The sequence below is a fragment of the Serratia sp. BIGb0163 genome (assembly GCF_024809935.1).
Classification (GTDB): Bacteria; Pseudomonadota; Gammaproteobacteria; order Enterobacterales; family Enterobacteriaceae; genus Serratia; species Serratia quinivorans.
On sequence record NZ_JANUDZ010000001.1, the window covers coordinates 142089 to 165824 of the forward strand.

Here is a 23736-nt window from a genome sequence, read left to right on the forward strand (position 1 = left end):
GTCGGGGCGCGGCAGGCTGCGCCCGCAGAGAGGAATGCGATGCAAATCACCAATAACCGCAACAAGGCGCGGCCGGAGGGGCTGGCGGAGCGCATCTACCTGCAGCTCAAGGACGATATTTTTGATTTTCAGCTGCTGCCGGGCGATCGCTTTAGCGAAAACGAAGTGGCGCTGCGCATGGACGTCAGCCGCACGCCGGTACGTCAGGCTTTGTTTTGGCTGGAGCGCGAGGGGTATGTCGAAGTGCATTTCCGTAGCGGTTGGCAGGTGCGACCGTTCGATTTTGCCTACTTCGAGGAGCTGTATGACCTGCGTATCGTGCTGGAGTGTGAGGCGGTTAAACGGCTGTGCGCGCGGCCAATGGATGAAGTGCCGTTGCCACTGGAGGCGCTCGGCAGTTTCTGGATCGACGAGCCACGGTTGGAGGACGGCAAAACTGTTTCGCTGCACGACGAACAGTTCCATATGGCGCTGGTGGCGGCGGCGGGCAACGGCGAAATGGCACGCATTCATCGCGACCTGACCGAGAAAATTCGCATCATTCGTCGGCTGGACTTCACCCAGGGCAGCCGGGTGGAGGCGACCTATAACGAACACGCCGCCATTTTGCGGGCGATCCTGCAACAGCAAACCGGGGAGGCGCAAACGCTGCTCAGTAACCATATTGCCGTCAGTAAGGCTGAGGTCAGAAAAATAACCCTGCATATGTTGCATCAAGCACGCCTCCAGCTACCAGACAGTCCTACGTGAGTTTTTCTGAACCTGTTTTCCAACACACATCAGGAGTTTGAACTATGCAACGTCGTCACTTTATAAAAGCTTTCGCGCTGTCTGCCAGCATGGTCGGTATGGGGATCGCCTGGAGCGTGCAGGCCGCCGATACCATCAAGGTCGGCATCCTGAGTTCGCTGTCCGGCACCATGGCCATCTCTGAAACGCCGCTCAAGGATGTGGCACTGATGACCATTGATGACATCAATGCCAAGGGCGGCGTATTGGGTAAAAAACTCGAACCGGTGGTGGTGGATCCGGCCTCCAACTGGCCGCTGTTCGCCGAAAAGGCGCGTCAGTTGCTGAGCCAGGACAAGGTGGCGGCGGTGTTTGGCTGCTGGACTTCGGTATCGCGTAAATCCGTGTTGCCGGTGTTTGAAGAGTTGAACGGTTTGCTGTTCTATCCGGTGCAATACGAAGGGGAAGAGATGTCGCCCAATGTGTTCTATACCGGTGCGGCCCCTAATCAGCAGGCGATCCCGGCGGTGGAATACCTGCTGAGCGAAGACGGTGGATCGGCGAAACGCTTCTTCCTGCTGGGCACTGACTACGTTTATCCGCGTACCACCAACAAGATCCTGCGCGCCTTCCTGCACTCGAAAGGCATTCAGGATAAAGACATCGAAGAGGTCTATACGCCGTTTGGTTACAGCGACTACCAGACCATTGTCGCCAACATCAAGAAATTCTCTGCCGGTGGCAAAACGGCGGTGATCTCCACCATCAACGGTGATTCCAACGTCCCCTTCTACAAAGAGCTGGCCAATCAGGGCATCAAGGCCACCGACGTGCCAGTGATCGCCTTCTCGGTAGGGGAAGAAGAGCTGCGCGGCATCGACACCAAACCGCTGGTGGGTAACCTGGCGGCCTGGAACTACTTCGAATCGGTGGATAACCCGACCAACAAGCAGTTCGTCAGCGAATGGCGCGCTTATGCCAAGGCGCACAACCTGCCGAACTATGCTACCGCCGTGACCAATGACCCGATGGAAGCCACCTATGTCGGCATCCACATGTGGGCGCAGGCGGTAGAGAAGGCCGGTACCACTGACGTTGATAAGGTTCGTGCGGCGATGGCCGGGCAGACCTTCGCCGCGCCGTCGGGCTTTACCCTGACTATGGATGCTACCAACCATCACCTGCACAAACCGGTGATGATTGGCGAGATTGAAGGCAACGGCCAGTTCAACGTGGTGTGGCAAACCGATGCTCCGGTACGCGCCCAGCCGTGGAGCCCGTACATTGCCGGCAACGACAAAAAGTCGGAAAGCCCGGTAAAAGGCGGCAAGTAACACCTAATGCCGGTCAGTTAAGCAAAGTTCTAAAAATGTATGACGTTGTTTAAGTGGGCGTCCCCCTCTCCCGAGGGAGAGGGCCGGGGTGAGGGGCTAGTGTCGGAGTGCATCCCCCCACCCTAACCCTCTCCCAAAGGAGAGGGAACATGATCACCTTAACTGACAAGCATTAGGCAAGAATGCCCGGCCCCGTTACGGCGGGGGCTGACTGAGCCATGCCCTATTGCGACGAGACATCTGATGAAACTTTTATCTTTAAGCCATCTCAGGCATCTGTGGTTATTGCTGTGCTGCCTGCCCATGTTCGCGCAGGCGGGGCCGGCCGATGATTTTGCTGCGGCCAACCGTACGCAGCAGGCCAAATTATTGCAGGCGTGGGCGAGCGCGCCGGACGCTGCGCGTTTGCCGTTACTGCAGGCGTTAAAGCAGGAAAACCTGATGATCGACGAGGCCAAACATGCCTTTATCCAGCAGGGCGATCGCTATCAGCCACTGGAGGGTGGCGCTGCCCCGGTTGGTACGCCGAAGAAGCTTTGGCTGAATAACCGGCTGCGGATCCTGATTGCCAACGCGTTGTCGGCACAGCAGCTAGTCAGTGAAGATCCGGCGCTGCGTTTACAGGCGGCGCAGGCCCTGCAGCAGGAGGCGAAAAATGATCAATTGCCGCTGTTGACCCAGCGCCTGGCGCAGGAAAAAGACGACCGTGTGCATGAGGCGCTCCGCATCGCGCTGGCCAATCTGCAACTGGGCGACGCCGATGCCACAGTGCGCCTCAATGCGGTGCGGCTGCTCGGCAGTTCGGGGGCAGCGGAAACCCAGACGCGGCTGCAGGCGATGACCGACGCCGCTCATGAACCGGACGCCGCCGTGCGAGCCGAGGCGTTGAAAAGCCTGACCAGCGTGAAACACCGGCTGATGATCGGCGATCTGATTGGCCAGGCGTTTACCGGCCTGTCGCTTGGCTCGATCCTGCTGTTGGCGGCGCTCGGGCTGGCGATCACCTACGGCCTGCTGGGGGTGATCAACATGGCGCACGGCGAAATGCTGATGCTCGGTGCCTACTCGGCCTATCTGGTGCAGGGGCTGTTTCAGCAGTTTGCGCCGCAGTGGCTGGCACTGTATCCGCTGGTGGCGTTGCCGGTGGCGTTTGGCATCACCGCCTGCATAGGTATGGCGCTGGAGCGGACGGTGATCCGCCATCTGTATGGGCGGCCGCTGGAAACCCTGCTGGCGACCTGGGGCATCAGCCTGGTGCTGATCCAATGTGTTCGGGTGCTATTTGGCGCGCAAAACGTGGAGGTTGCCAACCCGGCCTGGCTGTCGGGCGGCATTCAGTTACTGCCCAATCTGGTGCTGCCGTGGAACCGGATCGCGGTGATCCTGTTTGTGGTGCTGGTACTGGTGCTCACCTGGCTGCTGCTGAACAAAACCCGCTTGGGTATGAACGTGCGCGCCGTGACGCAAAACCGTGCGATGGCCGCCTGCTGCGGCGTACCCACCGGCCGCGTCGATATGCTGGCGTTCGGCCTGGGTTCCGGCATTGCCGGGCTGGGCGGAGTGGCGTTGTCGCAGCTGGGCAACGTCGGGCCGGAGCTGGGCCAGGGTTATATCATCGACTCGTTCCTGGTAGTGGTGCTCGGCGGCGTTGGCCAACTGGCCGGGACCGTGGTGGCGGCCTTTGGCCTGGGTATTCTTAACAAAATCCTTGAACCGCAGATTGGGGCCGTGCTGGGTAAAATCCTGATCCTGGCGCTGATCGTGTTGTTTATTCAAAAACGTCCTCAGGGACTGTTCGCCTTCAAGGGCAGGGTGATTGACTGATGAGCCAACCATTGACTGTAACCGGCCTGCAGAAGGCACCCCGACTGGCGCTGGGCATCGGCGGGCTGGCGTTGCTGGTACTGTTGATCATGCCGTTTCTGGCATTGTTGCCGGCAGACCATCCGCTGGCGATCTCCACTTACACCCTGACGCTGGTGGGTAAAATCTTGTGTTATGCGGTAGTGGCGGTGGCGCTTGATCTGGTATGGGGTTACGCCGGGCTGCTGTCGTTGGGGCACGGGCTGTTTTTCGCCCTCGGCGGCTACGCCATGGGCATGTACCTGATGCGCCAGGCGGCGGGCGATGGCCTGCCGGCGTTTATGTCGTTTCTTTCGTGGAATGAATTGCCGTGGTTCTGGAGCGGCACCCAGTACTTCGCCTGGGCGCTGTGTTTGATCGTGTTGGTGCCCGGCGTGCTGGCCTTCGTCTTCGGTTACTTCGCCTTCCGCTCAAAGATCAAAGGGGTGTATTTCTCCATCATGACTCAGGCGTTGACCTACGCCGGTATGCTGCTGTTCTTTCGTAACGAAACCGGCTTTGGTGGCAACAATGGCTTTACCGGTTTCACCACCCTGCTGGGCTTTCCGATCACCGCCACCGGCACGCGGGTGGCGCTGTTCGTGACGACGGTGCTACTGTTGGCCGCCAGTCTGGCAATCGGTTTTGCCCTGGCACGCAGCAAATTCGGCCGGGTGCTAACGGCGGTGCGCGATGCGGAAAACCGCCTGACGTTCTGCGGCTACGATCCGAAAGGCTTCAAACTGTTTGTCTGGACGCTATCGGCGGTGCTATGCGGGCTGGCCGGTGCGCTGTATGTGCCGCAGGTGGGCATTATCAACCCGGGCGAAATGTCGCCGACCAACTCGATCGAAGCCGCCATCTGGGTGGCGCTCGGCGGACGCGGCACGCTGGTGGGGCCGCTGCTGGGGGCGGGTATCGTCAACGGCGCCAAGAGCTGGTTCACCATGGCCATTCCGGAATACTGGCAGTTCTTTCTTGGCCTGATGTTTATCGTCGTTACGCTGTTCCTGCCTAAAGGGGTTATCGGCCTGCTGCGCAGAGGGAAACCACAATGAATTCGCTGCAAATGACCGACGAACTGTTCACCCAGCCGCTACCGGCCGATAAATATCGCCAGCAAACCGATCCGGTGCTGCTGCTCGACAAGATCAACGTCAGTTTTGACGGTTTTCGTGCACTGAGCGATCTGTCGTTGCAGATCGGTGTGGGTGAACTGCGCTGCGTGATCGGGCCAAACGGCGCGGGGAAAACCACGCTGATGGATGTGATCACCGGCAAAACCCGGCCGGACAGCGGCAGGGTGTTTTACGATCAAACCGTCGATCTGACCGCGCTGGATCCGATGCAGATCGCCCAGGCCGGCATCGGTCGCAAGTTCCAAAAGCCCACGGTGTTTGAGGCGCTGACGGTGTTCGAAAATCTGGAGATCGCCCAGAAAACTCAGAAGTCGGTATGGGCCTGCCTGCGCGCCAAACTGAGTAGCGAACAACGCGACCGTATCGATGAAATGCTGAAAACCCTGCGGCTGGGCCATGAACGCTATCGTCCCGCCGGGCTGCTGTCCCACGGGCAAAAACAGTTTCTCGAAATTGGCATGCTATTGGTGCAGGAACCGCACCTGCTGCTGCTCGATGAACCGGCGGCCGGTATGACCGACGCGGAAACCGAGTACACCGCCGAACTGTTCCGCTCGCTGGCGGGCAAGCATTCGCTGATGGTGGTGGAGCACGACATGGGGTTTGTCGAAACCATTGCCGACCACGTCACGGTGCTGCATCAGGGCCAGGTGTTGGCGGAAGGCTCATTGGCGCAGGTACAGGCCGACGAGCAGGTGATCGAAGTGTATTTAGGGCGCTAGGAGCAGCTATGTTGCAAGTGAATGAACTGAATCAATATTACGGTGGCAGCCACATTTTGCGCGGCCTGTCGTTTGAAGCTCATATCGGCGAAGTGACCTGTCTGTTGGGGCGCAACGGCGTGGGGAAAACCACGTTGCTGAAATGCCTGATGGGGCTGATCCCGGCCAAAAGTGGCGGCATCAGTTGGCAGGGGGAAAGCCTTAACGGCAGAAAACCACACCAACGGGTGCAGGCCGGGGTGGCCTATGTGCCGCAGGGGCGTGAGATCTTTGGTCGCCTGACGGTGGAAGAAAATCTGCTGATGGGGCTGGCACGTTTTTCCGGCAGCCAGGCGCGCAAGGTACCGGATCATATCTATGAACTGTTCCCGGTGCTGTTGCAGATGAAAGATCGGCGCGGCGGCGATCTCTCCGGCGGCCAACAACAGCAGTTGGCGATTGGGCGTGCGCTGGCCTGCCGACCGCAGCTGTTGATCCTTGATGAGCCGACGGAGGGGATCCAACCTTCGGTGATCAAAGAGATCGGTGCAGTGATCAAACAGTTGGCGGCCCAGGGGGATATGGCGATCCTGCTGGTGGAACAGTTTTATGATTTTGCCGCCGAGCTGGCGGACCGCTATCTGGTGATGTCGCGCGGCAGTATCGTCCAGCGTGGTGCAGGCAGCGCGATGGAGCAAGACGGCGTGCGCGGGCTGGTGGCGATATAAGGTTCAAGGCTGGGCAGTGAAAGGGCAATGATTCTCAGAACACTTTGTTGGGTGGAACGGTAGTGGCCGTTTAGCTACCCTGAGTTAAACTGCTGCAATACAAGGAATCCAGGGTTATACATCACCATAAATTAGGGATAATTATGAACGAAATCACTATGTCACGTCTGGGTTGTATCGTCCTGTCACTGTTCCCGGCTCTTTGGGGGATCTTCAGTCTGCTGAACAATACCGCCGATTTTTACGGGACTGCCCAACATGCCGTGGCGCCGCTGCTGGGCATGCAGGATACCTATCAGGTTCCTGGATTAATGTGGCGTGCTATCAGCGTTGAATGGGCCGGGCAGGTTGGGCTGGCGACGATCACTTTGCTGGAGTCTGTGGCCGGCATCGCCGCGGCCTTTGGCGTGGTGCTGATGTTGAAACATCTGGGCCATTCTTACGCGGCTTTTGCCAGGGGCAAAGCCTGGGCCATGCTGGGCGCGCTCTGTGCGATCGCGGTGTGGGGCCTCGGTTTTATGGTAGTCGCAGGCGACTGGTTTATGGCCTGGCAGGCAAAGGAACACCCGCTGGCGGTGCAACTGGGTGCGATGCTGTATATGGTGCCCAATACGCTGGCGCTGATATTTCTGATGCTGCAACGCGACGTCCGCTAACCGATAAAGCCGCAGGATTTTTTAATAAAACTGCGGCGTCATGTGAAAAATGTGGTGGTGATCTACGCCGAAAATCGCAGCTTTAATAACCTGTTTGCCAATTTCCCTGGGGTAGAAAAAGCGATGGCGGCGCGCTGGAGTTTCCGGGCTAGCGGTTACAGCGGTTTTGACATATACCAGATGCCGATGGAACCCTGGGCGCTGGTGTAGCAGGTTTCACCGCAAATACTCAGCCCCTGGCGCTGGTAAAAACGCTGGGCGCTGGTATTGCGCTGCAACACCTCCAGCCACAGCGTTTGTTGCTTACGTTCGATTGCCCGTTGCTGTACGTGCTCAAAAAAGTGCTGGCCATAACCTCGGCCGGCATATTCCGGCAGGAAATAGATTTTCTGCAGTTCGGCACCGGTTGTTTGAGTCGGCGCCAGCAGGCTGTTGAAATTCAGCCGTGCGTAGCCCACCAAATTGTCATTTTCATAAGCCAGTAGCCAGCACACGTCCGCGTCCTGCAGCGTCTGTTCCAATGCCTCAACCGCAAAATCTTGCGCCAGAAAAGCGTCCAACTCCTCTTTATGGTGCCAAAGTTCGCCAAAATGGGCCTGATAGGTGCGAATGCCCACATCACGAACCTGCGCTAAATCACCGCTCAAAGCCTGGCGGATACTGAACATAGGGACCTCTTTTAAGGAAATGAGTCGCGGCTTAAGGCTGGCCACCACAGATGAATAATTAGACAACGTACAGCATGCTCAATATCTGCATACTGGAGGGAGTATGACAGCTAAAGGACAAACCTATAAAAGCTCTTTAAAAGAACTCTTGGTGACAGCAACAGCGAATGGTTGATAACAAGCGGGGTGGGAACGGCAAATCGCTGTCTGGTGACTTATGGTTATCACTCAGCAAGATGTTTCGGTGATTCCCGCCGGAATCCCAGTCCGATAATCCGACCAAATAAGCGTGGCAGCCAGCGGCTATTACCGACGCGGGTCATCAGACTGGATCCGCTGCCACCTCGGCGTTTTTTCGGCCTGCGCTGGCTCATTTTTATTTGCAGAAACTGGGTGGCTTTGGTGGGGAAATTACGGCGTTTTTGCACGCGTAACAGGTGTTTGAGCTGCAAACTGTGGCTGCGTAACGGAGGGATAATCACGTTGGCGGTAGCAACCGCATCCTGAATCGCCAGATTCACCCCGACGCCGCCAATCGGCGACATGGCGTGTGCGGCGTCGCCAATGCACAGCACGCCCGGTTTGGCCCATTGATCCAGTCGATCGATACGAATGCTTAATAATTTCACCTGATCCCAACTGAGGATCTCCTGCAGGCGGTGGTCCTGGAAGGGGGCGACCTCGGCGAGATGCAGCAAAAACTTTTCCAGCCCATCCTGTTGGATCGCCTCGAAGCTGCCCTTGTCGACTGAATAGCCACACTGCCAGTATTCGCCCCGGTCGATCATAATGAAGTTTTGTTTTGGCCCGGTGTGACCCATCGACCAGGCTGGATCGCCGGGTTTTTTAGCGATCTTCATCCACAGCACATCGCGCGGCGAACCAAAACTGTGACTGCTGAGTGCCGCCTGTTCGCGTACCACCGAGTTACGTCCGTCAGTGCCGATTACCAGTTGGCAGCGGACGCGGATTGGACCCTCCGGCGTATCTGCCAGCACCCCGCAGACCTGGCCGCGATCGTACAATAACTGGTGTACCTTCGCCGATTTGATCAGGCTGAACGCAGGAAAGGCGGCGGCTTTTTCCGCCAGAAAGTTAAGGAACTCCCACTGCGGCATAAAGGCGATAAATTTGCAGCGCGTCGGTAGGTGGGTGAAGTCGGCAAGCGTAATGTCACGCCCGGCGATTTCGGCATGCAGCGTTTCTGCGCGCTGGTGCGGCAGTGCCAGCAACTCCTCCAGCAGGCCAAGCTGATGCATGATTTCCAACGTTGAAGGGTGAATGGTATCGCCGCGAAAGTCGCGCAGGAAATCGGCGTGCTTTTCCAGCACTATGACCTCTATCCCCGCCCGGGCCAGCAGATAGCCGAGCATCAGCCCGGCGGGGCCGCCGCCAACGATGCAGCAAGCGGTGGTGTAAGGTGTGATCGGTGGCTGTGACATAGCGGTTGGCCTTAAGGATCCGCATCCTGCCGATCCTGATTGAAAACTCAATATTGATAATGATTATCAATATCAAGTCAGGCTGTCAACCCGCGGCGCTGTGTGGTCAAAGGGGGTGGAAAGGTGGCCAATACGGTAACACTGGGCGTTTGGCGGGATCTCTGTCGGTAGTGCTTGCCATAAATCCAGCCGTACTAACTGCCAGAAGGTAGGGTCAAACGCAAGGATGCTGGCCAGAGCACCGGGAGCCACCCACTGTCGTTGTTGCAGTACGTTCAGATCGCTATAGGGCGCAATCGGCCATGTTTGGCGAGTGGCGCAGGTAGCTTGAGAGAGTCGCAGGCGGTCAAAATGCGTCACCCAGGGCAGCCATTGCCTGACCTGTGGCCAGCCAAAGGCCCGGCTGAGGCCTTTAAAACCTTCACCGATCAGAAAGTCACTCATGCCGGCGCTACTGTTCCACAGATAAAATGGTGCGTACAGATTTTCCTCGCTGTACTCCCCTTTCTGTGCGTAGAGATAGGCTTTAATCAGCAACTGTGGGGCATTGTCCAGCAGATGGCCGAAACGGCTGATGCGATCCTGAATAATAGCCATATCGTAATCGGCGGGCAGGGTGAAACTGTATTGCATGGCAAGCATGGTGATTCTCCTGAAAGCGATTGACCGGCTGAGCATGACACGCCATCTTTGTGAGTAATATCGGCATTATTTTGACTGATGGTTCTTAAAAACGGGATGGTTAGTATGGGGCGAGTCACCTTCGATCTCGACGATCTGCGCAGTTACGTGACAGGCATTGAGCTGGGCAGTTTCGCTAAAGCGGCAGAGCGGCTGGGGCGATCCACCTCGGCGGTCAGCGCGCATCTGAAAAAGCTGGAACAGCAGGTTGGCAGCCCCATCCTGCGTAAGTCAGGGCGCGGCATGGTAATGACCGAAGCCGGCGAAACGCTGTTGGGCTATGCCCGTCGCTTGCTGGAGCTTAATGATGAGGCCGCGACCGCAGTGCGCGGCTTGGATCTACAGGGCATTATGCGGTTAGGGCTACAGGAGGACTTCGGTGAAACCTTTTTGCCACAGGTCTTGGGCAGTTTTGCCCGAGCGCATCCGCGCGTGCGTATCGAAGCGCGTATTGCCCGTAATGCTGAACTGATCGAGTGGGTGTTGAAAGGACAACTGGATTTGTCGCTGGCGTGGGACGGTGGTATCAGCACGCCGTTTTATCAGGCGCTGGGGCAACGGCAGATGCACTGGATCGCCTCCCCGCATTTTGAACTGACCTCCTGGCGCCAGGGGGATGAACCTCTGCCGCTGGTGATGTTTGATGCCCCTTGTCTGATGCGCAGCGCCGCGACTCAGGCGCTGGATCGTGCCGGTATTGCCTGGCGTGTGGTCTTCACCAGTCGCAGCCTGAATGGCGTATGGGCGGCGGTCAGCGCCGGATTGGGGGTAACGGTGCGTACCGACGCCGGGTTGCCAGCGGGGCTGTCCCTTTTGCCACCCGACGCTTTGCCGGCGCTAAACCCTTTAGCTGTGGTGCTGCACCGTGCCGAAGAAAACCCCTCGGCGGCGATCCAGCGTCTGGCGCAGATCGTCGCCGATCGGATCAACAGCTAGTCCTGCTCGATCGGCTGCTTACCGCTTAACGCACCCCATTCGGTCCAGGCACCGTCATACAGTTTCACCTGCGGTGCACCGAGTGACAGCAGGCCGAAAGCCAGCACCGCTGCCGTGACGCCGGAGCCGCAGCTGGTGATGATGGGCCCGTCGAGACTCACGCCCTTATCGCTGAAGGTTTGCTTCAGTGCTTCCAGCGATTTGAAACGGCCGTTTTCCAGCAGTTCGCCGTAAGGAATATTGATACTGCCGGGAATATGGCCGCGGTGCAGACCGGGGCGCGGTTCTGGTGCTTCGGCGTTAAAACGCGGTGCGGCGCGCGCATCAAGGATTTGCACTTCGCTGTTCAGCGCCTGTTCCACCTGCTGCATATTGACTACCGCGTCCGCATTAAAGCGGGCGTTGAAGGTTTGCGGCGTGCGCTGAGCCGCGCCGGTAGCCAGCGGTTGGCCCAGTGCTGTCCAGCCGTTCAGGCCTTCGTCCAACACATACACCTGCTGCGCGCCGAAGTTGCGGAAGGTCCACCAACCGCGCGGGGCCGAGAACTGGTTGCCTTCGTCATAAAACACGATGGTCTGTTGTTCGCTGATGCCCAATTTACCCACCGCCGCGCTGAATTCCTCTGCCGTCGGCAGCATATGCGGCAACGTGGTGTTTTTATCCGCGACGTCATCGATGTCAAAATACACCGCGCCGGGGATATGGCCGTGTTCAAATTCGGCGAGCATGTCTTTTTTCGGCACCAGGCCGACCGGGGACATCCTGACATCAACCACTACCAGGTTTTCATCGTTGATATGCTGCGCAAGCCATTGCGGAGTAACCAGAAACGGAGAGTTCATCGTTATTATTCGCCTGTGGTGAAAACGGTTTTTCACTATACCTTAAATAATTGGCGTTGCCTCGGCGTTCAGCGGGGCGACAATGGCGGCCAAAGCCCGATGTGCAGCTTCATCGATTGTGCCTTCCGCCCCGGTTGCCACATTCTCCGCCAACAGCGCCTGCAGGCCAACCAACCAGTCATAGATATAAAACGCGGTATTTCTCGCTGGCGTCGGTGCCAGTTTGGTTAACCGTTGCTGGCTACTCCAGTCCACGGCGGGCTGCGGTGGAGGGGTAAATATGGGGTGGCCGTGATTGATTCGGCTGGCGGGGCGTAACCTCACCTCGCGCTGCTGGAAGCCCAACCAGGTGACGAAATCGCCCAATATCGCTAACGCCTGGCTGACCTGCCTGTCTTCAGCCTGTTCAGGCAGTGCTCCGGCAGTCAATGCGCGCTCCAGTGATTCGGCAATTTCCAGGCGGCAGGCGGCGGTGATTAGCGCGTCGACCAGCATCTCCAGATGCTGCTTGCCGACACCCAGTAATGTCAGCAGTTGGTTATTGTCCGGCAGGCTGCGCAGATGGTTTATCCAATCGGCAAATACCCGCTGGGCAAACGAATCATTGTTTTGCCCGATGGCGGCCACGCAGGCCATATCTCCCTCGTCAAACAGATCGATCTCAACATCAAACGCCGGGGCAGCGACCACCGGCGCGGACAAGTTACTGTGTTGGCTATACAGCTGGCGCAGGGTATCGCACTGCGGCAGCAGCCACTCGAGCAGTTCGCCGTGTATTCCTGCCTGTGCCTGCAATTTGCGCAGTAACTGCTGGGTGCGCTGCTGCGTTAACGGCGTGTCCGCGGCGTGCAGCCAGTTGCCGAGCAGGCTCTCAGTCAGTTCGCGTTGCAGTTCCTGCTGTTGTTCAAGGATGCGATCCTGCTTCAATGTCGGGGACGCCTGCGTCGCCAACCAAGCCACCATGCGCTGGCAGTCGCTTTCATCGATCGCCAGCAGGGTGGCCCAACTTTCGCCCGGTTCGCCGACATAGCGTTGAACGGCGTCGTCGGGGCGCGGTTTCCCTTCCTGACGTGAGTCGAACGCGGTGATTGCCCAGATTAAACCCGGTTTGCGGCGGCTGCGTAGTTCCACGGTTTCCCCCTGGGTTTGTCTGACCCAGTAGGCCAGCGCGTTGCCCGTACGGCCGGCATCTTGTGGCGTAAGGGCCGCATCGCTTACCAGCAACAGACTGGCGTGCAGGCCATCGGCAGCAAGAGTCAGCAGATTGGCGCGTTTTGCCTGCTGCATGCGTTGTATCAGCCCAGCACCCGGGCATGGGTTGGCGGCCGGCAGGTCTAGCAGCTCGATGTTGTTCGGTAACCCGAGGTTTCCCCTCGCTGGCAAGGTTGTCGTGACCGAGGCCGCCAACCACGCCAGATCGGCCAGCGCGATCGTTACCTCGACGCCATTTTCTGTCAGCACGGTCAGTTTTTCCCCGGCCGATGCATGGATCGCCTGGGCATGCGCAATCCCCTCATCCTGGCTCAATACCTGGTGGGGAGCATACAGGCGCTCGCAGTGGCCCAGGGCGTGCAGGGTATGCGCCAACTGGCGATAACAACTTGTCAGTGCCGGGTCCTCGCCCCAAAGCGGTGCGAACAGCCTGGCACGGTCGTCAACGCTCAAATAGGGTGCCAGTGAGATGGCATGTGGCCAGAAGTGCCTCGCCAGCGGCGTTTGCCATTTACCGCCCTGATGACCAAGGTGGTCCCACAGCGCCACCATCGCGTTGCTGTCCAGCCCGCCAATAGCCATCGGTTGGCGGAGACGCTCTAGTGCGTGCGAATGTGCGGCCATGGCACCGGCATTCCAATCCGGACGAAAACCGCCCATCAATGCGCTGCCGATCATCATGGCAACCAACTGCGCCTCATCGAGCAGGGAAACGGCAACAGGGTAAGACGGAGGATTTTGGGTGTCACAACAGCTGTAGCGTACCGCCAGCGTGGCATCTTCGCTCAATAGCCTGGCACCGGGTGCCAGTGCGGCCAACAAGTGGGCCTTGGCCGCGGCGTTATGACCATAGAGGCCGATGGCCAGAGGCTGATGCATGGCGCTGTCCAACTGCCTGGCCCGGTTATAGCTGCGGCGCAGACGGACAGTCAGGTTATCGGCTTCCCGGTTTAGCCGAGTGGACTGCTGCCGGGTGGCTGCCACCCAGTCAATCGCCTGTGCAATGCTGTTTCCAAGGCTGTTTTTCGGCTCGGGCCGGTCGGAGGTGATAGGTTTCATTGCTGATAAATGCTCCCGCTGTCAATCCAATAATGGGTTGCGCCAGAGGCGCTGGCAGCCAAGGTATTGAGTTTTAGTTGCAGGCTATCTGCGGGCACCGGCGTGCCGTCGGCCAGGCGGGCTTCGGCAATGCTGACGCCTTCGGCTCCTTGCTCACCATTGCCGGTGATGACCAAACGCAGGCTGATGACCGCATCGCCAGCCAGTTTGCGCGCCAGAGCGGCATCGGTAATAGTCAGGGTGTAGAGCGGCGATGCCGGCCAGCGTGGGTTATCCAACTGACGGAATCCCAGACGCAGCGGGCCACGTAGCTGGAAATAGCTGTCGGGATCCAGCGCAAAGTCTGCGCAGTCCAGATCGATATCGCGATAGTAGACATTATCGTCTGCCAGCATGTTATTGCTGTCCAGCATGCCCAGATGACGAATCGTGGAATAGGGTTGGAAGTCCCCGACGTTAAAATAAAAACTCTCCAGCCGCAGGTCGATAGCCAACAGGCACAGCATGGCGCCCACGGCGGCGGTTGACTTGGGATTGTCAATGCGCCCGCCTTGGTTAAACGGGTACCAACTGCGGGTGTGATAACCCTCAAGCGGCAAAATTCGGCTGGCAGGCAAGGGTTGCAGGTGGCGCAACAGCGCCTGAACGCCCGGGAAACAGGCAGGGCGGCCGGTGAGTAACAACACATCGCAGCTATACAACGCCACCACTTCGCACAATAGGCGCAGGCAGTGACTGATGCCGATCCGATCGGACAGGAAAGCGGCATGCACGGCACCCAGCCGGATGACCAGTGGGGTCTGCAGAATGTCGAAGGCGGCGTTGCCGGATCCGCGCTGAACCTCATCGTTGATAAATGCCAGTACCTGCAAGGTGGGCATCTGTGGCAGCAGTTCGCCCAGCGTGGCGGCGATTTCCGCGTGGCTGTCCAGCGGATCGTAATCCTCATAGGCACTAAGCAGCGCACGCCCCGCGGGCATGAAAATCTGCAGCGTGGCCTGCTGGCGCAGGGTGGAAAACCCATCCATACGCCCCTGGTTGCCAAACAGCTTGTCCATGGTCGCCGCTGTGGCGCTGACTCCGGCCTGTTCGAACGCCTGCTGTACGGCGGGCAAGATAAATTGCCCGATGACATCCAGCAAAATGTCGTCGCCGGCGAGCTTAAATCCTTCACGGAACAACAGACGCGGATTGATTTTGATGTTGTTGCCTACGCCATCATCCAGCCGGTATTGAGTAATCGCCAGATCGGTAGTGCCGCCGCCGATATCGATTGAAGCGATACGCAGTGATTTTCCCGGTTGTTCTCCCGGTACTGGCGGTTGGTCCGGCCTGGCCATGGCGGCGAAAAAGGCATCGGTGCGGCCGGCAAAGTTAACCTGAGTTTCGTTATACAGATAAACCATCTGGCCGCAGGTGGCTTCGTCCCATTCCATATGCACCAGTGGCACCGGCATACGGGCTTGCTCAGCGCTGAACGGGGCATCCAGCGGGTGCCAGCCCATGGCTTTCCATATCAGGCCAATCGCCTCCTGCATGCGGCGGCGGAAAATTTCACGCTCCGGCTTGGGCATCGCCGAAGGCAAAGTCAGGATGATGGTACGCAGACGCCGTGGGGCCGCAGTGTTCGGCATCCTGGTGCGTTGGGCTGCGCTGTTGATTTGCATCAATGCCTGCGCTAGCAGCTCGGTCAGCATCAGGGCCATGACCGCGCTACGGCTATAGTGGGCGGCAAAAACCGGCAACCGCTCTTCTACCGGCAGCGCAGACAGGGGGACACCCTCGTCGTTGAGTAGTGAGCTTAATGGCGCGGCGGCAGCCATGGGTTCTTGTTGGCTGTTAAAACGCCAGCCGGGCGCATAGCGTTCTTCGTCCCACAGGTAACGGCGTGGGCTGGAAATGCCGGTGGTGCCTTCGGTACCTTCCCGCCGCAGCGCCAGTTGCGCGGCCTCCCGGCCTACGCGGACGATGGAAGGCCAGACAAAGGCATCATCACGCCCGCTTTGGTATGAGAGGTGGGGTTTGCCAAATGACGCCTGGGCAAACTCTACCCGGCTTTCAAACAACTCGTTGTAAACGCAATGCGGCGCAGACAGCGAACGTAACTGCAGTTCATTAGTCTGTTTCAGGCCATTATTTTCTTGCGGATGATCTTCGACCATCACCCCGCAGGTGTGTGAATTGCCGACATCCAAAATCAGATCTACGTTGATCGCGGGCTGTTGCGGCGTCTCCCCGATGATTTTTATCTGCGGCAGCGTTAATTGGCTGCCGAGCAGGTTCAACAGGTTGAGGTAGTGCGCCTGATATTCGAAGGTTTTCAGCCCGGCGTTTATTTCCATATCGCTGCGTAGTTCCAGGCTGCTCGCGGATTGGCTAAAGACTTCACGTAGCCAACTGTCTACCCAGGTCAGATCAAGAAACTCGCCCAGCTCATGGTTTTGATGGCCCAGCGAGAAGCCGATCCCGGTATTGATATCGCTTTCGCCTGGGGCGAGTGCCTCCTGGCCTGCGGCGGCGAGCCGGGAATCAAAGGCCAGGACCACCCGCAGCAGGTTGCCGTCCTGGTCGGGGCTATCGAGTAACAGCGTCTGCATGCGGGCCCAGTTATCCGGCCCTGATAAAAATACCCCTGATGAAGTACAACGAAAGAAAGGCAGCGGCAGCCAGGTTTTATTCAGCAGTTGCAGCGATTGTTGCAGAGAATGGCTGAACTCCGGCCGAACCACTTCAGCACTCTGCCCCGGTTGGGCGGGCAACAGGTATTTGCCACTGTCGGCATCCCATTGCAGGCGTAGTAGCGGGCCGCTGGCGGTCTGGCGAACAAACTTGCCCGGAAACTCATCATCCAGAACCGGCGTCAGGGCGAAGTCCAAAAATTGAATGCCACTATCCTGAACCAGCGTCATGCTGCGTGGGTAATCGGTTAGGGGGGCCAGCATTATTTACTCTCGCGCTTTAACATCATGGGATAGAGGGTATCTGTATCGTAGCGGCCGCTGCATGTTGCCGGGCCGGTTTCATTTTGCGTACAGGTAATTTCCGGCATTTGGTAGCGGCTGCCGTCGCTGCAGCGTGCTTTGGTGCGACTGTTAATCACCAGATTGCCGGACTGCATCAGCCCGGCTTCGATCGGCACCCGGCAGGTGATGCCATCCCCGTAAGTAATGCTTGCAGTGCCTTTGCCTTCCTTGATGCGGTATTGCAGGCTGGGACGTTTACCGGTTGGCAGATCTTTGAGTGCCACAGTGGCACGCCATTTACCGTTCAGAAAACGAACTGAACCGGCTTTGACCGAGTCGGCGGGTAGCACCAGCGCATGTTTGTCCGCCGGCGGCATGACAATGGGGAGCGGAGCGGGTGGCATCAGCGTCGCCGGTGCTAACGGCAGTTGCAGTTTGAATGCGGGTGCTACAGCGCGTTGCGCCGACGCCGGTGGCGGTGCGACAACAGGCTCAGCAAGTGGGGCGCTTGGGCGGCTCAGCCAGGTAACCAGCAGGGCAATCAGCATCAGCACAGGCAACATCCAGCGATAGCGGCGCCATTGGCGAGGTGCTTGCACCGGCGTAGTGGCAGCAGGCGGCTTAATCACCGGCTCTGGTAGGGGTTTGGCTGTAGGAATAACCGCCGGACGCGGCGCGGCAGCGATAGGCGTCGGTTTTTCTTCTTCGGCCGGGCGCAGGCATGCCAGCGGGTCATCCTGACACTGAGCCGACGGCTTGATAAAGCCCCAGAAGGTCAATACCGGTTTGCCATCGACCAGATAAATATGGTTTGGGTCAGGGATTTGCATTGCCCTGGCCAGCAATGCACCAAACAGACGGTGGCTGGGGTGTGGGTTGGTCTGCGTCTTTGCGACCAGATCACGAAATGTCGCCAGACTTTGTTCCAGCAACTGTAAGGCCTGAGCGCGTTGGGCATCACTCGCTGCCAGCCAGGAGGTCACTTTCCCAGGGAAAGGGGAATACCAGTCAATGCGGGTACCCGTTTCGTTCGGCTGCGGGACAGCCAGGCAGTCGGCGGCCTGTTGCTGTTGGCGAATGCGCAATGTTTCTCGCAATTGCAGAGCGCAGGCGTAAACCGGTTGCCCATTTTCGCCCAATGCAAGCACATCATCTAAACTGCCACTGCGTAAAAAGGGTTTCACCACGGCAAAAAACCTTGTCCTGTTCGGCTAAACAAATAATCGGCCATGGTAACCCGTGACCAGAAGAGTCAAACGGGTAAGGACAGGTGTAAAATGCCGTTCTTTAAGAGGTTCAAGATGTCACAAATTGATGACTCATACTTTGGCGGCGCGAAAATCGCGCTGTTGTGCGGTAACCACTTGCTGACCTACCAGCGTGATGACAAGGCGGATATTCCCTGGCCGGGCTGCTGGGATTTGCCGGGAGGCGGGCGCGAAGGGGATGAGACGCCGCTGCAATGCGTGCAGCGGGAAACGCTGGAAGAGTTCGGTTTGCAGATTGACGCACGGCAGGTGAGTTTACGGCAGCGTTACCAAGGGATTTTCCCCGGCTACCCGCCGACCTGGTTTATGCTGGGCCACATCACGCCGGAGCAGATAGCCGCCATTTGCTTTGGCGATGAAGGGCAGCGTTGGCAGATGATGGCCATTGAGCGCTTTATTCAGCATCCGCAGGGCATTTCGCACCTGCAGCAACGGTTGGCGCAGCATCTGCAGCGCTAGGTCTGTTCCACCGCTTCAATCCGGGCGATCAGCGCGTCGATCTGACGGTCGGAAAACACTTCAATGCCATTCTGGCGCAGCAGTTCGGCGGTGACGCCGCTGCCGGGCTTGGTTTGACCGCTGAAAGAGCCGTCGTAGATAAACTGGCTGCCGCAGGATGGGCTGCCGTCGGTGAGCAGCGCAAAGCGGCAGTCGTGCTGTTGTGCGGTCTCCAGCGCTAGGTGGGCGCCGAGCAGATAGCCGGCGGTGACGTCACCGCCGCTGACTTCAATCACTCTTGCCCGTTGAGCCAGTACCGTGGCGCCTTCAGCGGCTGGCGTGATTTCTGCCGAGGGGCGTGGGGTGGAAAAACCGGCGGCCAGCTCCGGGCAGCAAACCACCAGGCGGCCTTCGCGCTGCCAGCGCAGCAACGTGGCGTTGAGCAAAGGTTTGTCGGAAGCGTTGTAGCGAACTTTAAAACCGGCCAGGCAGGCGCTGAATAAAATCTTTGACGGCATGAAGTCTGTCTCTGTCACAGTGGCGAAAGCGTGGGGCAGGCGGCCCACGCGCGCGGCTTTAACATAGCAGAATCATCCCGCCGATGGCAGCGCCAGGCGATTAAAGGCTGCGGGTCACGCAGGCATTCGCGCAGCGCGCCCTGGCCGACCATGCCGCTGGCACCCAATATAATGACTTTCATGCTCTGTTCTCCCTGGGGCCGGTAAGGCGTTGGTTGCGCCAGCGGTTTGGCGTTTGCGCTTCCCACTGCATAAAGGCGCGGCTGAACGAATTCAATTCTTCAAATCCGAGGACGAAGGCGATCTCCCCCAGCTCCAGACTGGTTTCTGCCAGCAGTTGGCAGGCGGTACGGTGGCGGGTTTTATCCAGCAATTGCTGGTAGCTGTAGCCGTGCTGTTGCAAGCGACGCTGCAGGGTGCGCGGGCTGACATACAGCTCGGCAGCCACGCTGTTAACGCTCGGACGCTGGCCGCGCATGCTGCGGCTCAGGATCGCCATCACCTGGTTCGGCAGACTGTCGCCTTGCAATGATCTGGCCAGTTCGACTTCCAGCCCCGGCAACAGTACCGTCAGCATGTCCTGATTGTAGGTGATAAAGGGTTGGTGCATCAGCGCACGGTCAAACACCAGCACATCCAGCGGGGCATTGAAATGCACCGGGCAACCGAAGTAGTGCGGCAGCGGTGAGGAGGGATCCGGCCGCCGGGTCAGTTCGATAGCCCGTGGGTGTATCGCCTGACCGGTGCCACGGCGGCACAGGGTAATAATCGAGGCAAACATGGCATCAATCAGCAATTCCGGCGCATGGCTTTTGGCCATGGTCCAGCGGGTGTACAGGCGGATATTGTCGCCATCCTCTACCAGCATCAGTTCTTCCGGACACAGCAGACGTTTGTACCGGGCAACCTTTTGCAATGCGTCGCCGAGGGTGGCGGAGTGCAGCGCAGCAACCGAAGCAATATCATAATGCTCTGATGGCACCTCGCCGCCCAGACGCAGGCCGAAGCTGGTGTCGCTCACCTGGGCGAGGGCACGCCAGATATCGAAAAACTGCCGGGTGGACAGCTTGACCTTCTCATGTCGCTCGCTGAGTAACCCTTCAGGCAAACCGGCCAACTGGCCGACCCGTTCGATATCCACCCCCAGCGTCCTCAGACGGGCCGACAGGGCGCTGGGCAGGGCTATCTGATCGCTGCTCATTGTTACTCCTTATGATTTACCGGTTATCGACGAGCCAGCCCAGACCGCGTGAACTGCCAGTGATTAACCACACCTGAGATTGCGACATAAAACCTTTCTTACCTATTCATGGGGTGAGGTCTCACTCTAGAAGGTTAGACACTGTGCGGATAATCCGATCCCGCCAACTGTTAATCCGATTGCGCCAATGTGTTTTCGAACGTCAGCATTAACTGTTGGATAGTTGTGCCGACCCGCAATACCGCTTGTTCAATCTCGGGCATCAGTTTAGGTGCATAGGCATAATTGATGCGCAGACAGTTACGGTACTTGCCGGAGGCGGAAAAAATACTGCCGACCGCGATCTGTACACCCTGTTGTTCCAGATAACGGTTCAGCCGCAGGGTATCGAACTCTTCATCCAGCTCAATCCACAGCATAAAGCCACCCCGTGGTTGGCTGACGCGGGTACCGGGCGGAAAATATTTCATAATCCAACCGGTCATCACGTCGCGGTTTTGTTGGTAGCGGGAACGCATACGCCGCAGGTGTTGCAGGTAGTGGCCGTGACGAATAAATTCGGCAATCGCCAGCTGCGGCTGGGTAGCCGTGGAGCCGGTACCGATATATTTCATGTGCAGCACGCGCTCCAGATAGCGCCCGGGGGCGATCCAGCCGATGCGCAGACCGGGTGCCAGCGTTTTTGAAAAGGAGCTGCACAGCAGCACCCGGCCATCTTCGTCGAAAGATTTGATGGTGCGTGGGCGAGGATATTGATAGGCGATATCCCCATACACGTCATCTTCAATGATCGTCACGTCAAAGCGCTGTGCCAGCGTCAGCAAACGCTTTTTGCGCGCCTCCGGCATGATGTAACCCAGCGGGTTATTGCAGTTGGGGGTTAACAGGATGGTTTTGACCGGCCACTGTTCCAGCGCCAATTCCAGCGCCTCCAGGCTGATGCCGGTCAGCGGATCTGTGGGGATCTCCAGCGCTCTCATGCCCAAGCCTTTCAAGGTCTGCATGGTGCCGTGAAAACAGGGGGAGTCAACCGCCACAATATCCCCTGGTTGGCATACGGCGCGCAGCCCGGCGGACAGCGCTTCGTGACAACCGGTGGTGATCACCAACTGGTCGGCATCAATCTGGCAACCGGAATCCAGCAGCAGGCGGGCGATTTGCTCACGCAACCCCAGCACGCCCTGAATGCTGTCGTAGTGCAGGCTACGCAGGTCGCCGTGGCGGCCCGTGTGCCCCAGCGCTTTCATCAGGGGTTTCAGCGTGGGTTCACTGATATCCGGCATGCCTCGGCCCAGTTGAATCAGGTCTTCGCGCGGCTTGTTGCGGATCAGCTCCAGTACCTGCTCCCACTGCGAAATATCCACCGGTCGCTGCACCGGGCGGGTCACGGTGGGCAGTTCGGCCAAAGTCCGCCGCGTCTGCACAAAATAACCCGACTTCGGCCGCGCCTCTACCAGTTGTCCCTCTTCCAGCAGACGGTAAGCCTGCTGCACCGTGCTGATGCTGACGCCGTGCTCCTGGCTTAGCATACGCACCGAAGGCAGGCGATCGCCTGCCGGATAAAGCCCCTGTTCAATGCGTTGGCTGAGGATCGCGGCCAGCGTGGCGTAGCGTGTCATACAGATGCCTCAAATAAGAGTGAGTGAGGAAAATACCGGTACAGATGAAGTTAAATTAGACCATTCAGACGGGCGGAGACAGTTTTTGTATGGAAAAAATACTGCCGGCTTGAATCTGTATTGTTTTTCGCCTGTGCAGCATCATTGACCTCAGGCTAAATCGAAGGAGATTGAATGATGACTGTTCTTGTTGGCGACGTACCGGCACCCCGTCAGACCCGATTAATTCTCCTTGGGCGACTTTATTGGCAGCGTTATCTTACCCGCCAATCCTTGTTGTTGTTGGATGACGAGCAGTTGGCGGATATAGGCCTGACACGGACACAGGCATGGCGGGAAGGGCGCAAGCCTTTCTGGCGAGGCTAAACACGGATGGTGATTTTTTAGAATAAAAAATTCATTTACCCCCGCTGGGTCGGTTGATGCCTGCCTGGCCTTTTATCGTTTCATCCAAGCCTGCAAGCTTTTATGAACGCTATCACGAATATCATCTTTATTTTGTCCCCTACTTGTTATTGAAATTTATATTCCATATAAACATTTATCAGATGGTGTGTTTCATTGTGCGCACTGGCAGGTTATGGGATCGGTAACGGGGAGGGGAGTAATGAAACAGGTACGCGTTGGTTTAATTGGCACCGGCTACATTGGGCGCTGCCACGCTATTGCTTATGCGCAGGCAGCCACGGTATTTCCACTGAAAGGGGAACTGGTGCTGGAAATGCTGGCGGAGGTGACGCCGGAGCTGGCGCAACAGCGCGCGGCAGAATTTGGTTTCTCGCGTTCTACCGGTGACTGGCGTCAACTGGTGGCCGATCCGTCGATAGACGTGGTGGATATCTGCGCCCCCAACTTCCTGCATAAAGAGATGGCGCTGGAGGCGATCCGCCACGGCAAACATGTCTATTCTGAAAAACCGCTGGCGCTGGACGCCAAAGACGCCGCCGAAATGGTGCAGGCCGCGCGGGCCAAAGGGGTCAAAACGCTGGTGGGCTTCAACTATATGAAGAACCCGACCAGCCAGTTGGCGCGTGAAATTATTGCCAATGGCGAGATAGGCGAAGTGGTGCATTTCTACGGTACCCACAACGAGGATTATCTCGCCGACCCGCGTACAGCGATCGACTGGCACTGCCGCAAGGCCACGGCCGGGTTGGGGGCGCTGGGCGATCTGGCGGCGCACATCGTGAATATGGCGCACTATCTGGTGGGGGACATCGTGGCGGTTTCCGGCGATATGCAGACCATCATTAAACAGCGTCCGGATGCGAAAGACCCCACGTTGATGCATCAGGTGGAAAATGAAGATCAGGCCAGTGCGCTGGTTCGCTTTGCCGGTGGGGCGATGGGCACCATCGAAACCTCACGTATTGCCTGTGGGCGCAAAATGGGGCTGACCTACGTGGTCACCGGCACCAAGGGCACGCTGAGTTACACCCAGGAGCGGATGGCGGAACTGAAGCTGTATCGTCACGATGAACCGGCGGAGCGTCAGGGCTTTAAAACCTTGCTGGTAGGGCCAAAGCACCCGGATTATGCCGCTTTTTGTATTAGCGCCGGGCATGGCATCGGTTTTAACGATCAGAAAACGGTAGAGATCCGTGACCTGGTCAACGGCATTGCCGCCGGTGACCCTATGTGGCCAGACTTTGAAGAAGGCTGGAAAGTCTCTTGCGTGCTGGATGCGATTGCCGCTTCCGCCGAACAGCGCCGCTGGCTGGAAATCAATCGCGACTGAGGCGAGGGGCTTTGGTGCCCAC

General features: G+C 58.1%; 22 protein-coding genes and 1 pseudogene. 12 read left to right on the top strand and 11 right to left on the bottom strand.

Going from position 1 to position 23736, the window contains the following annotated elements; genetic code table 11:
• Nucleotides 1–39 precede the first annotated feature (39 nt).
• The 8 genes from M2406_RS00730 (at nucleotide 40) to M2406_RS00765 (ending at nucleotide 7339) form a co-directional block, all read left to right on the top strand.
• Nucleotides 40–750, top strand: coding sequence for a GntR family transcriptional regulator (locus M2406_RS00730; protein WP_112362654.1), 711 nt, complete (start codon nucleotides 40–42; stop codon nucleotides 748–750).
• 44 nt (nucleotides 751–794) lie between these two features.
• Nucleotides 795–2063, top strand: coding sequence for an urea ABC transporter substrate-binding protein (gene urtA / locus M2406_RS00735; RefSeq protein WP_017892062.1), 1269 nt, complete (start codon nucleotides 795–797; stop codon nucleotides 2061–2063).
• Between the two features lie 303 nt (nucleotides 2064–2366).
• Nucleotides 2367–3887 (top strand): urea ABC transporter permease subunit UrtB, encoded by a 1521-nt coding sequence (gene urtB, locus M2406_RS00740; protein WP_259189917.1) that lies wholly within the window; start codon nucleotides 2367–2369, stop codon nucleotides 3885–3887.
• Nucleotides 3887–4963: an urea ABC transporter permease subunit UrtC gene (gene urtC, locus M2406_RS00745; protein ID WP_012005856.1), complete on the top strand. Its 1077-nt coding sequence runs from the start codon at nucleotides 3887–3889 to the stop codon at nucleotides 4961–4963. Before urtB ends, urtC begins: the two co-directional genes overlap by 1 nt.
• Nucleotides 4960–5766 carry an urea ABC transporter ATP-binding protein UrtD gene (gene urtD / locus M2406_RS00750; RefSeq protein ID WP_012005857.1) on the top strand — a complete coding sequence of 269 codons (807 nt, stop codon included), beginning with the start codon at nucleotides 4960–4962 and terminating at the stop codon, nucleotides 5764–5766. Before urtC ends, urtD begins: the two co-directional genes overlap by 4 nt.
• Before the next feature lie 8 nt (nucleotides 5767–5774).
• Nucleotides 5775–6473, top strand: coding sequence for an urea ABC transporter ATP-binding subunit UrtE (gene urtE / locus M2406_RS00755; RefSeq protein ID WP_259188048.1), 699 nt, complete (start codon nucleotides 5775–5777; stop codon nucleotides 6471–6473).
• A gap of 143 nt (nucleotides 6474–6616) precedes the next feature.
• Nucleotides 6617–7129, top strand: coding sequence for a DUF2165 domain-containing protein (locus M2406_RS00760; RefSeq protein WP_259188054.1), 513 nt, complete (start codon nucleotides 6617–6619; stop codon nucleotides 7127–7129).
• 54 nt (nucleotides 7130–7183) lie between these two features.
• Nucleotides 7184–7339, top strand: a complete 156-nt coding sequence (locus tag M2406_RS00765; protein WP_259189918.1) for a hypothetical protein — start codon at nucleotides 7184–7186, stop codon at nucleotides 7337–7339.
• Here the strand turns inward: M2406_RS00765 and M2406_RS00770 are convergent.
• From M2406_RS00770 to M2406_RS00780, 3 genes are all read right to left on the bottom strand, one after another.
• Nucleotides 7285–7797: a GNAT family N-acetyltransferase gene (locus M2406_RS00770; protein ID WP_259188056.1), complete on the bottom strand. Its 513-nt coding sequence runs from the start codon at nucleotides 7795–7797 to the stop codon at nucleotides 7285–7287. The two genes, M2406_RS00765 and M2406_RS00770, sit on opposite strands and share 55 nt — an antisense overlap.
• A 224-nt stretch (nucleotides 7798–8021) precedes the next feature.
• Nucleotides 8022–9239: an FAD-dependent oxidoreductase gene (locus M2406_RS00775; protein WP_259188058.1), complete on the bottom strand. Its 1218-nt coding sequence runs from the start codon at nucleotides 9237–9239 to the stop codon at nucleotides 8022–8024.
• A 72-nt stretch (nucleotides 9240–9311) separates the two neighbouring features.
• The gene (locus tag M2406_RS00780; protein WP_259188060.1) at nucleotides 9312–9881 is read right to left on the bottom strand and encodes a DUF4865 family protein; all 570 of its coding nucleotides are present in this window, start codon (nucleotides 9879–9881) and stop codon (nucleotides 9312–9314) included.
• A 105-nt stretch (nucleotides 9882–9986) separates the two neighbouring features.
• On the opposite strand from M2406_RS00780, the gene M2406_RS00785 reads away from it, so the two are divergent.
• The gene (locus M2406_RS00785) at nucleotides 9987–10856 is read left to right on the top strand and encodes a LysR substrate-binding domain-containing protein (RefSeq protein WP_259188061.1); all 870 of its coding nucleotides are present in this window, start codon (nucleotides 9987–9989) and stop codon (nucleotides 10854–10856) included.
• Here the strand turns inward: M2406_RS00785 and sseA are convergent.
• From sseA to M2406_RS00805, 4 genes are read right to left on the bottom strand one after another with little or no spacing between them, the layout of a single operon-like run.
• Nucleotides 10853–11698 (bottom strand): 3-mercaptopyruvate sulfurtransferase, encoded by an 846-nt coding sequence (gene sseA, locus M2406_RS00790; protein WP_259188062.1) that lies wholly within the window; start codon nucleotides 11696–11698, stop codon nucleotides 10853–10855. The two genes, M2406_RS00785 and sseA, sit on opposite strands and share 4 nt — an antisense overlap.
• Before the next feature lie 42 nt (nucleotides 11699–11740).
• A complete protein-coding gene (locus M2406_RS00795) occupies nucleotides 11741–13969 on the bottom strand; it encodes a virulence factor SrfC family protein (protein WP_259188064.1) in 2229 nt (742 codons plus the stop codon).
• Complete coding sequence (locus M2406_RS00800; protein ID WP_259188066.1) at nucleotides 13966–16911, bottom strand: virulence factor SrfB; 2946 nt, start codon at nucleotides 16909–16911, stop codon at nucleotides 13966–13968. The genes M2406_RS00795 and M2406_RS00800 overlap by 4 nt, the downstream gene beginning before the upstream one ends.
• Nucleotides 16911–18119 carry an SrfA family protein gene (locus tag M2406_RS00805; protein ID WP_259188068.1) on the bottom strand — a complete coding sequence of 403 codons (1209 nt, stop codon included), beginning with the start codon at nucleotides 18117–18119 and terminating at the stop codon, nucleotides 16911–16913. The genes M2406_RS00800 and M2406_RS00805 overlap by 1 nt, the downstream gene beginning before the upstream one ends.
• A gap of 114 nt (nucleotides 18120–18233) precedes the next feature.
• On the opposite strand from M2406_RS00805, the gene M2406_RS00810 reads away from it, so the two are divergent.
• Complete coding sequence (locus M2406_RS00810) at nucleotides 18234–18659, top strand: NUDIX hydrolase (RefSeq protein ID WP_259188070.1); 426 nt, start codon at nucleotides 18234–18236, stop codon at nucleotides 18657–18659.
• Here M2406_RS00810 and M2406_RS00815 read toward each other — a convergent pair.
• The 4 genes and pseudogenes from M2406_RS00815 to M2406_RS00830 form a co-directional block, all read right to left on the bottom strand.
• A complete protein-coding gene (locus tag M2406_RS00815; RefSeq protein WP_259188071.1) occupies nucleotides 18656–19156 on the bottom strand; it encodes a DUF523 domain-containing protein in 501 nt (166 codons plus the stop codon). The two genes, M2406_RS00810 and M2406_RS00815, sit on opposite strands and share 4 nt — an antisense overlap.
• Before the next feature lie 107 nt (nucleotides 19157–19263).
• Nucleotides 19264–19338, bottom strand: a pseudogene (locus tag M2406_RS26470) (epimerase); the annotation flags it as partial.
• The gene (locus M2406_RS00825; protein WP_259188073.1) at nucleotides 19335–20357 is read right to left on the bottom strand and encodes an AraC family transcriptional regulator; all 1023 of its coding nucleotides are present in this window, start codon (nucleotides 20355–20357) and stop codon (nucleotides 19335–19337) included. The pseudogene M2406_RS26470 and the gene M2406_RS00825, both read right to left, overlap by 4 nt.
• Before the next feature lie 170 nt (nucleotides 20358–20527).
• Nucleotides 20528–21976, bottom strand: a complete 1449-nt coding sequence (locus M2406_RS00830; protein WP_259188075.1) for a PLP-dependent aminotransferase family protein — start codon at nucleotides 21974–21976, stop codon at nucleotides 20528–20530.
• A 174-nt stretch (nucleotides 21977–22150) separates the two neighbouring features.
• On the opposite strand from M2406_RS00830, the gene M2406_RS00835 reads away from it, so the two are divergent.
• Nucleotides 22151–22342: a DUF1127 domain-containing protein gene (locus M2406_RS00835; protein WP_405050613.1), complete on the top strand. Its 192-nt coding sequence runs from the start codon at nucleotides 22151–22153 to the stop codon at nucleotides 22340–22342.
• A gap of 241 nt (nucleotides 22343–22583) precedes the next feature.
• Nucleotides 22584–23714: a Gfo/Idh/MocA family protein gene (locus tag M2406_RS00840; RefSeq protein WP_012005875.1), complete on the top strand. Its 1131-nt coding sequence runs from the start codon at nucleotides 22584–22586 to the stop codon at nucleotides 23712–23714.
• Nucleotides 23715–23736 lie beyond the last annotated feature (22 nt).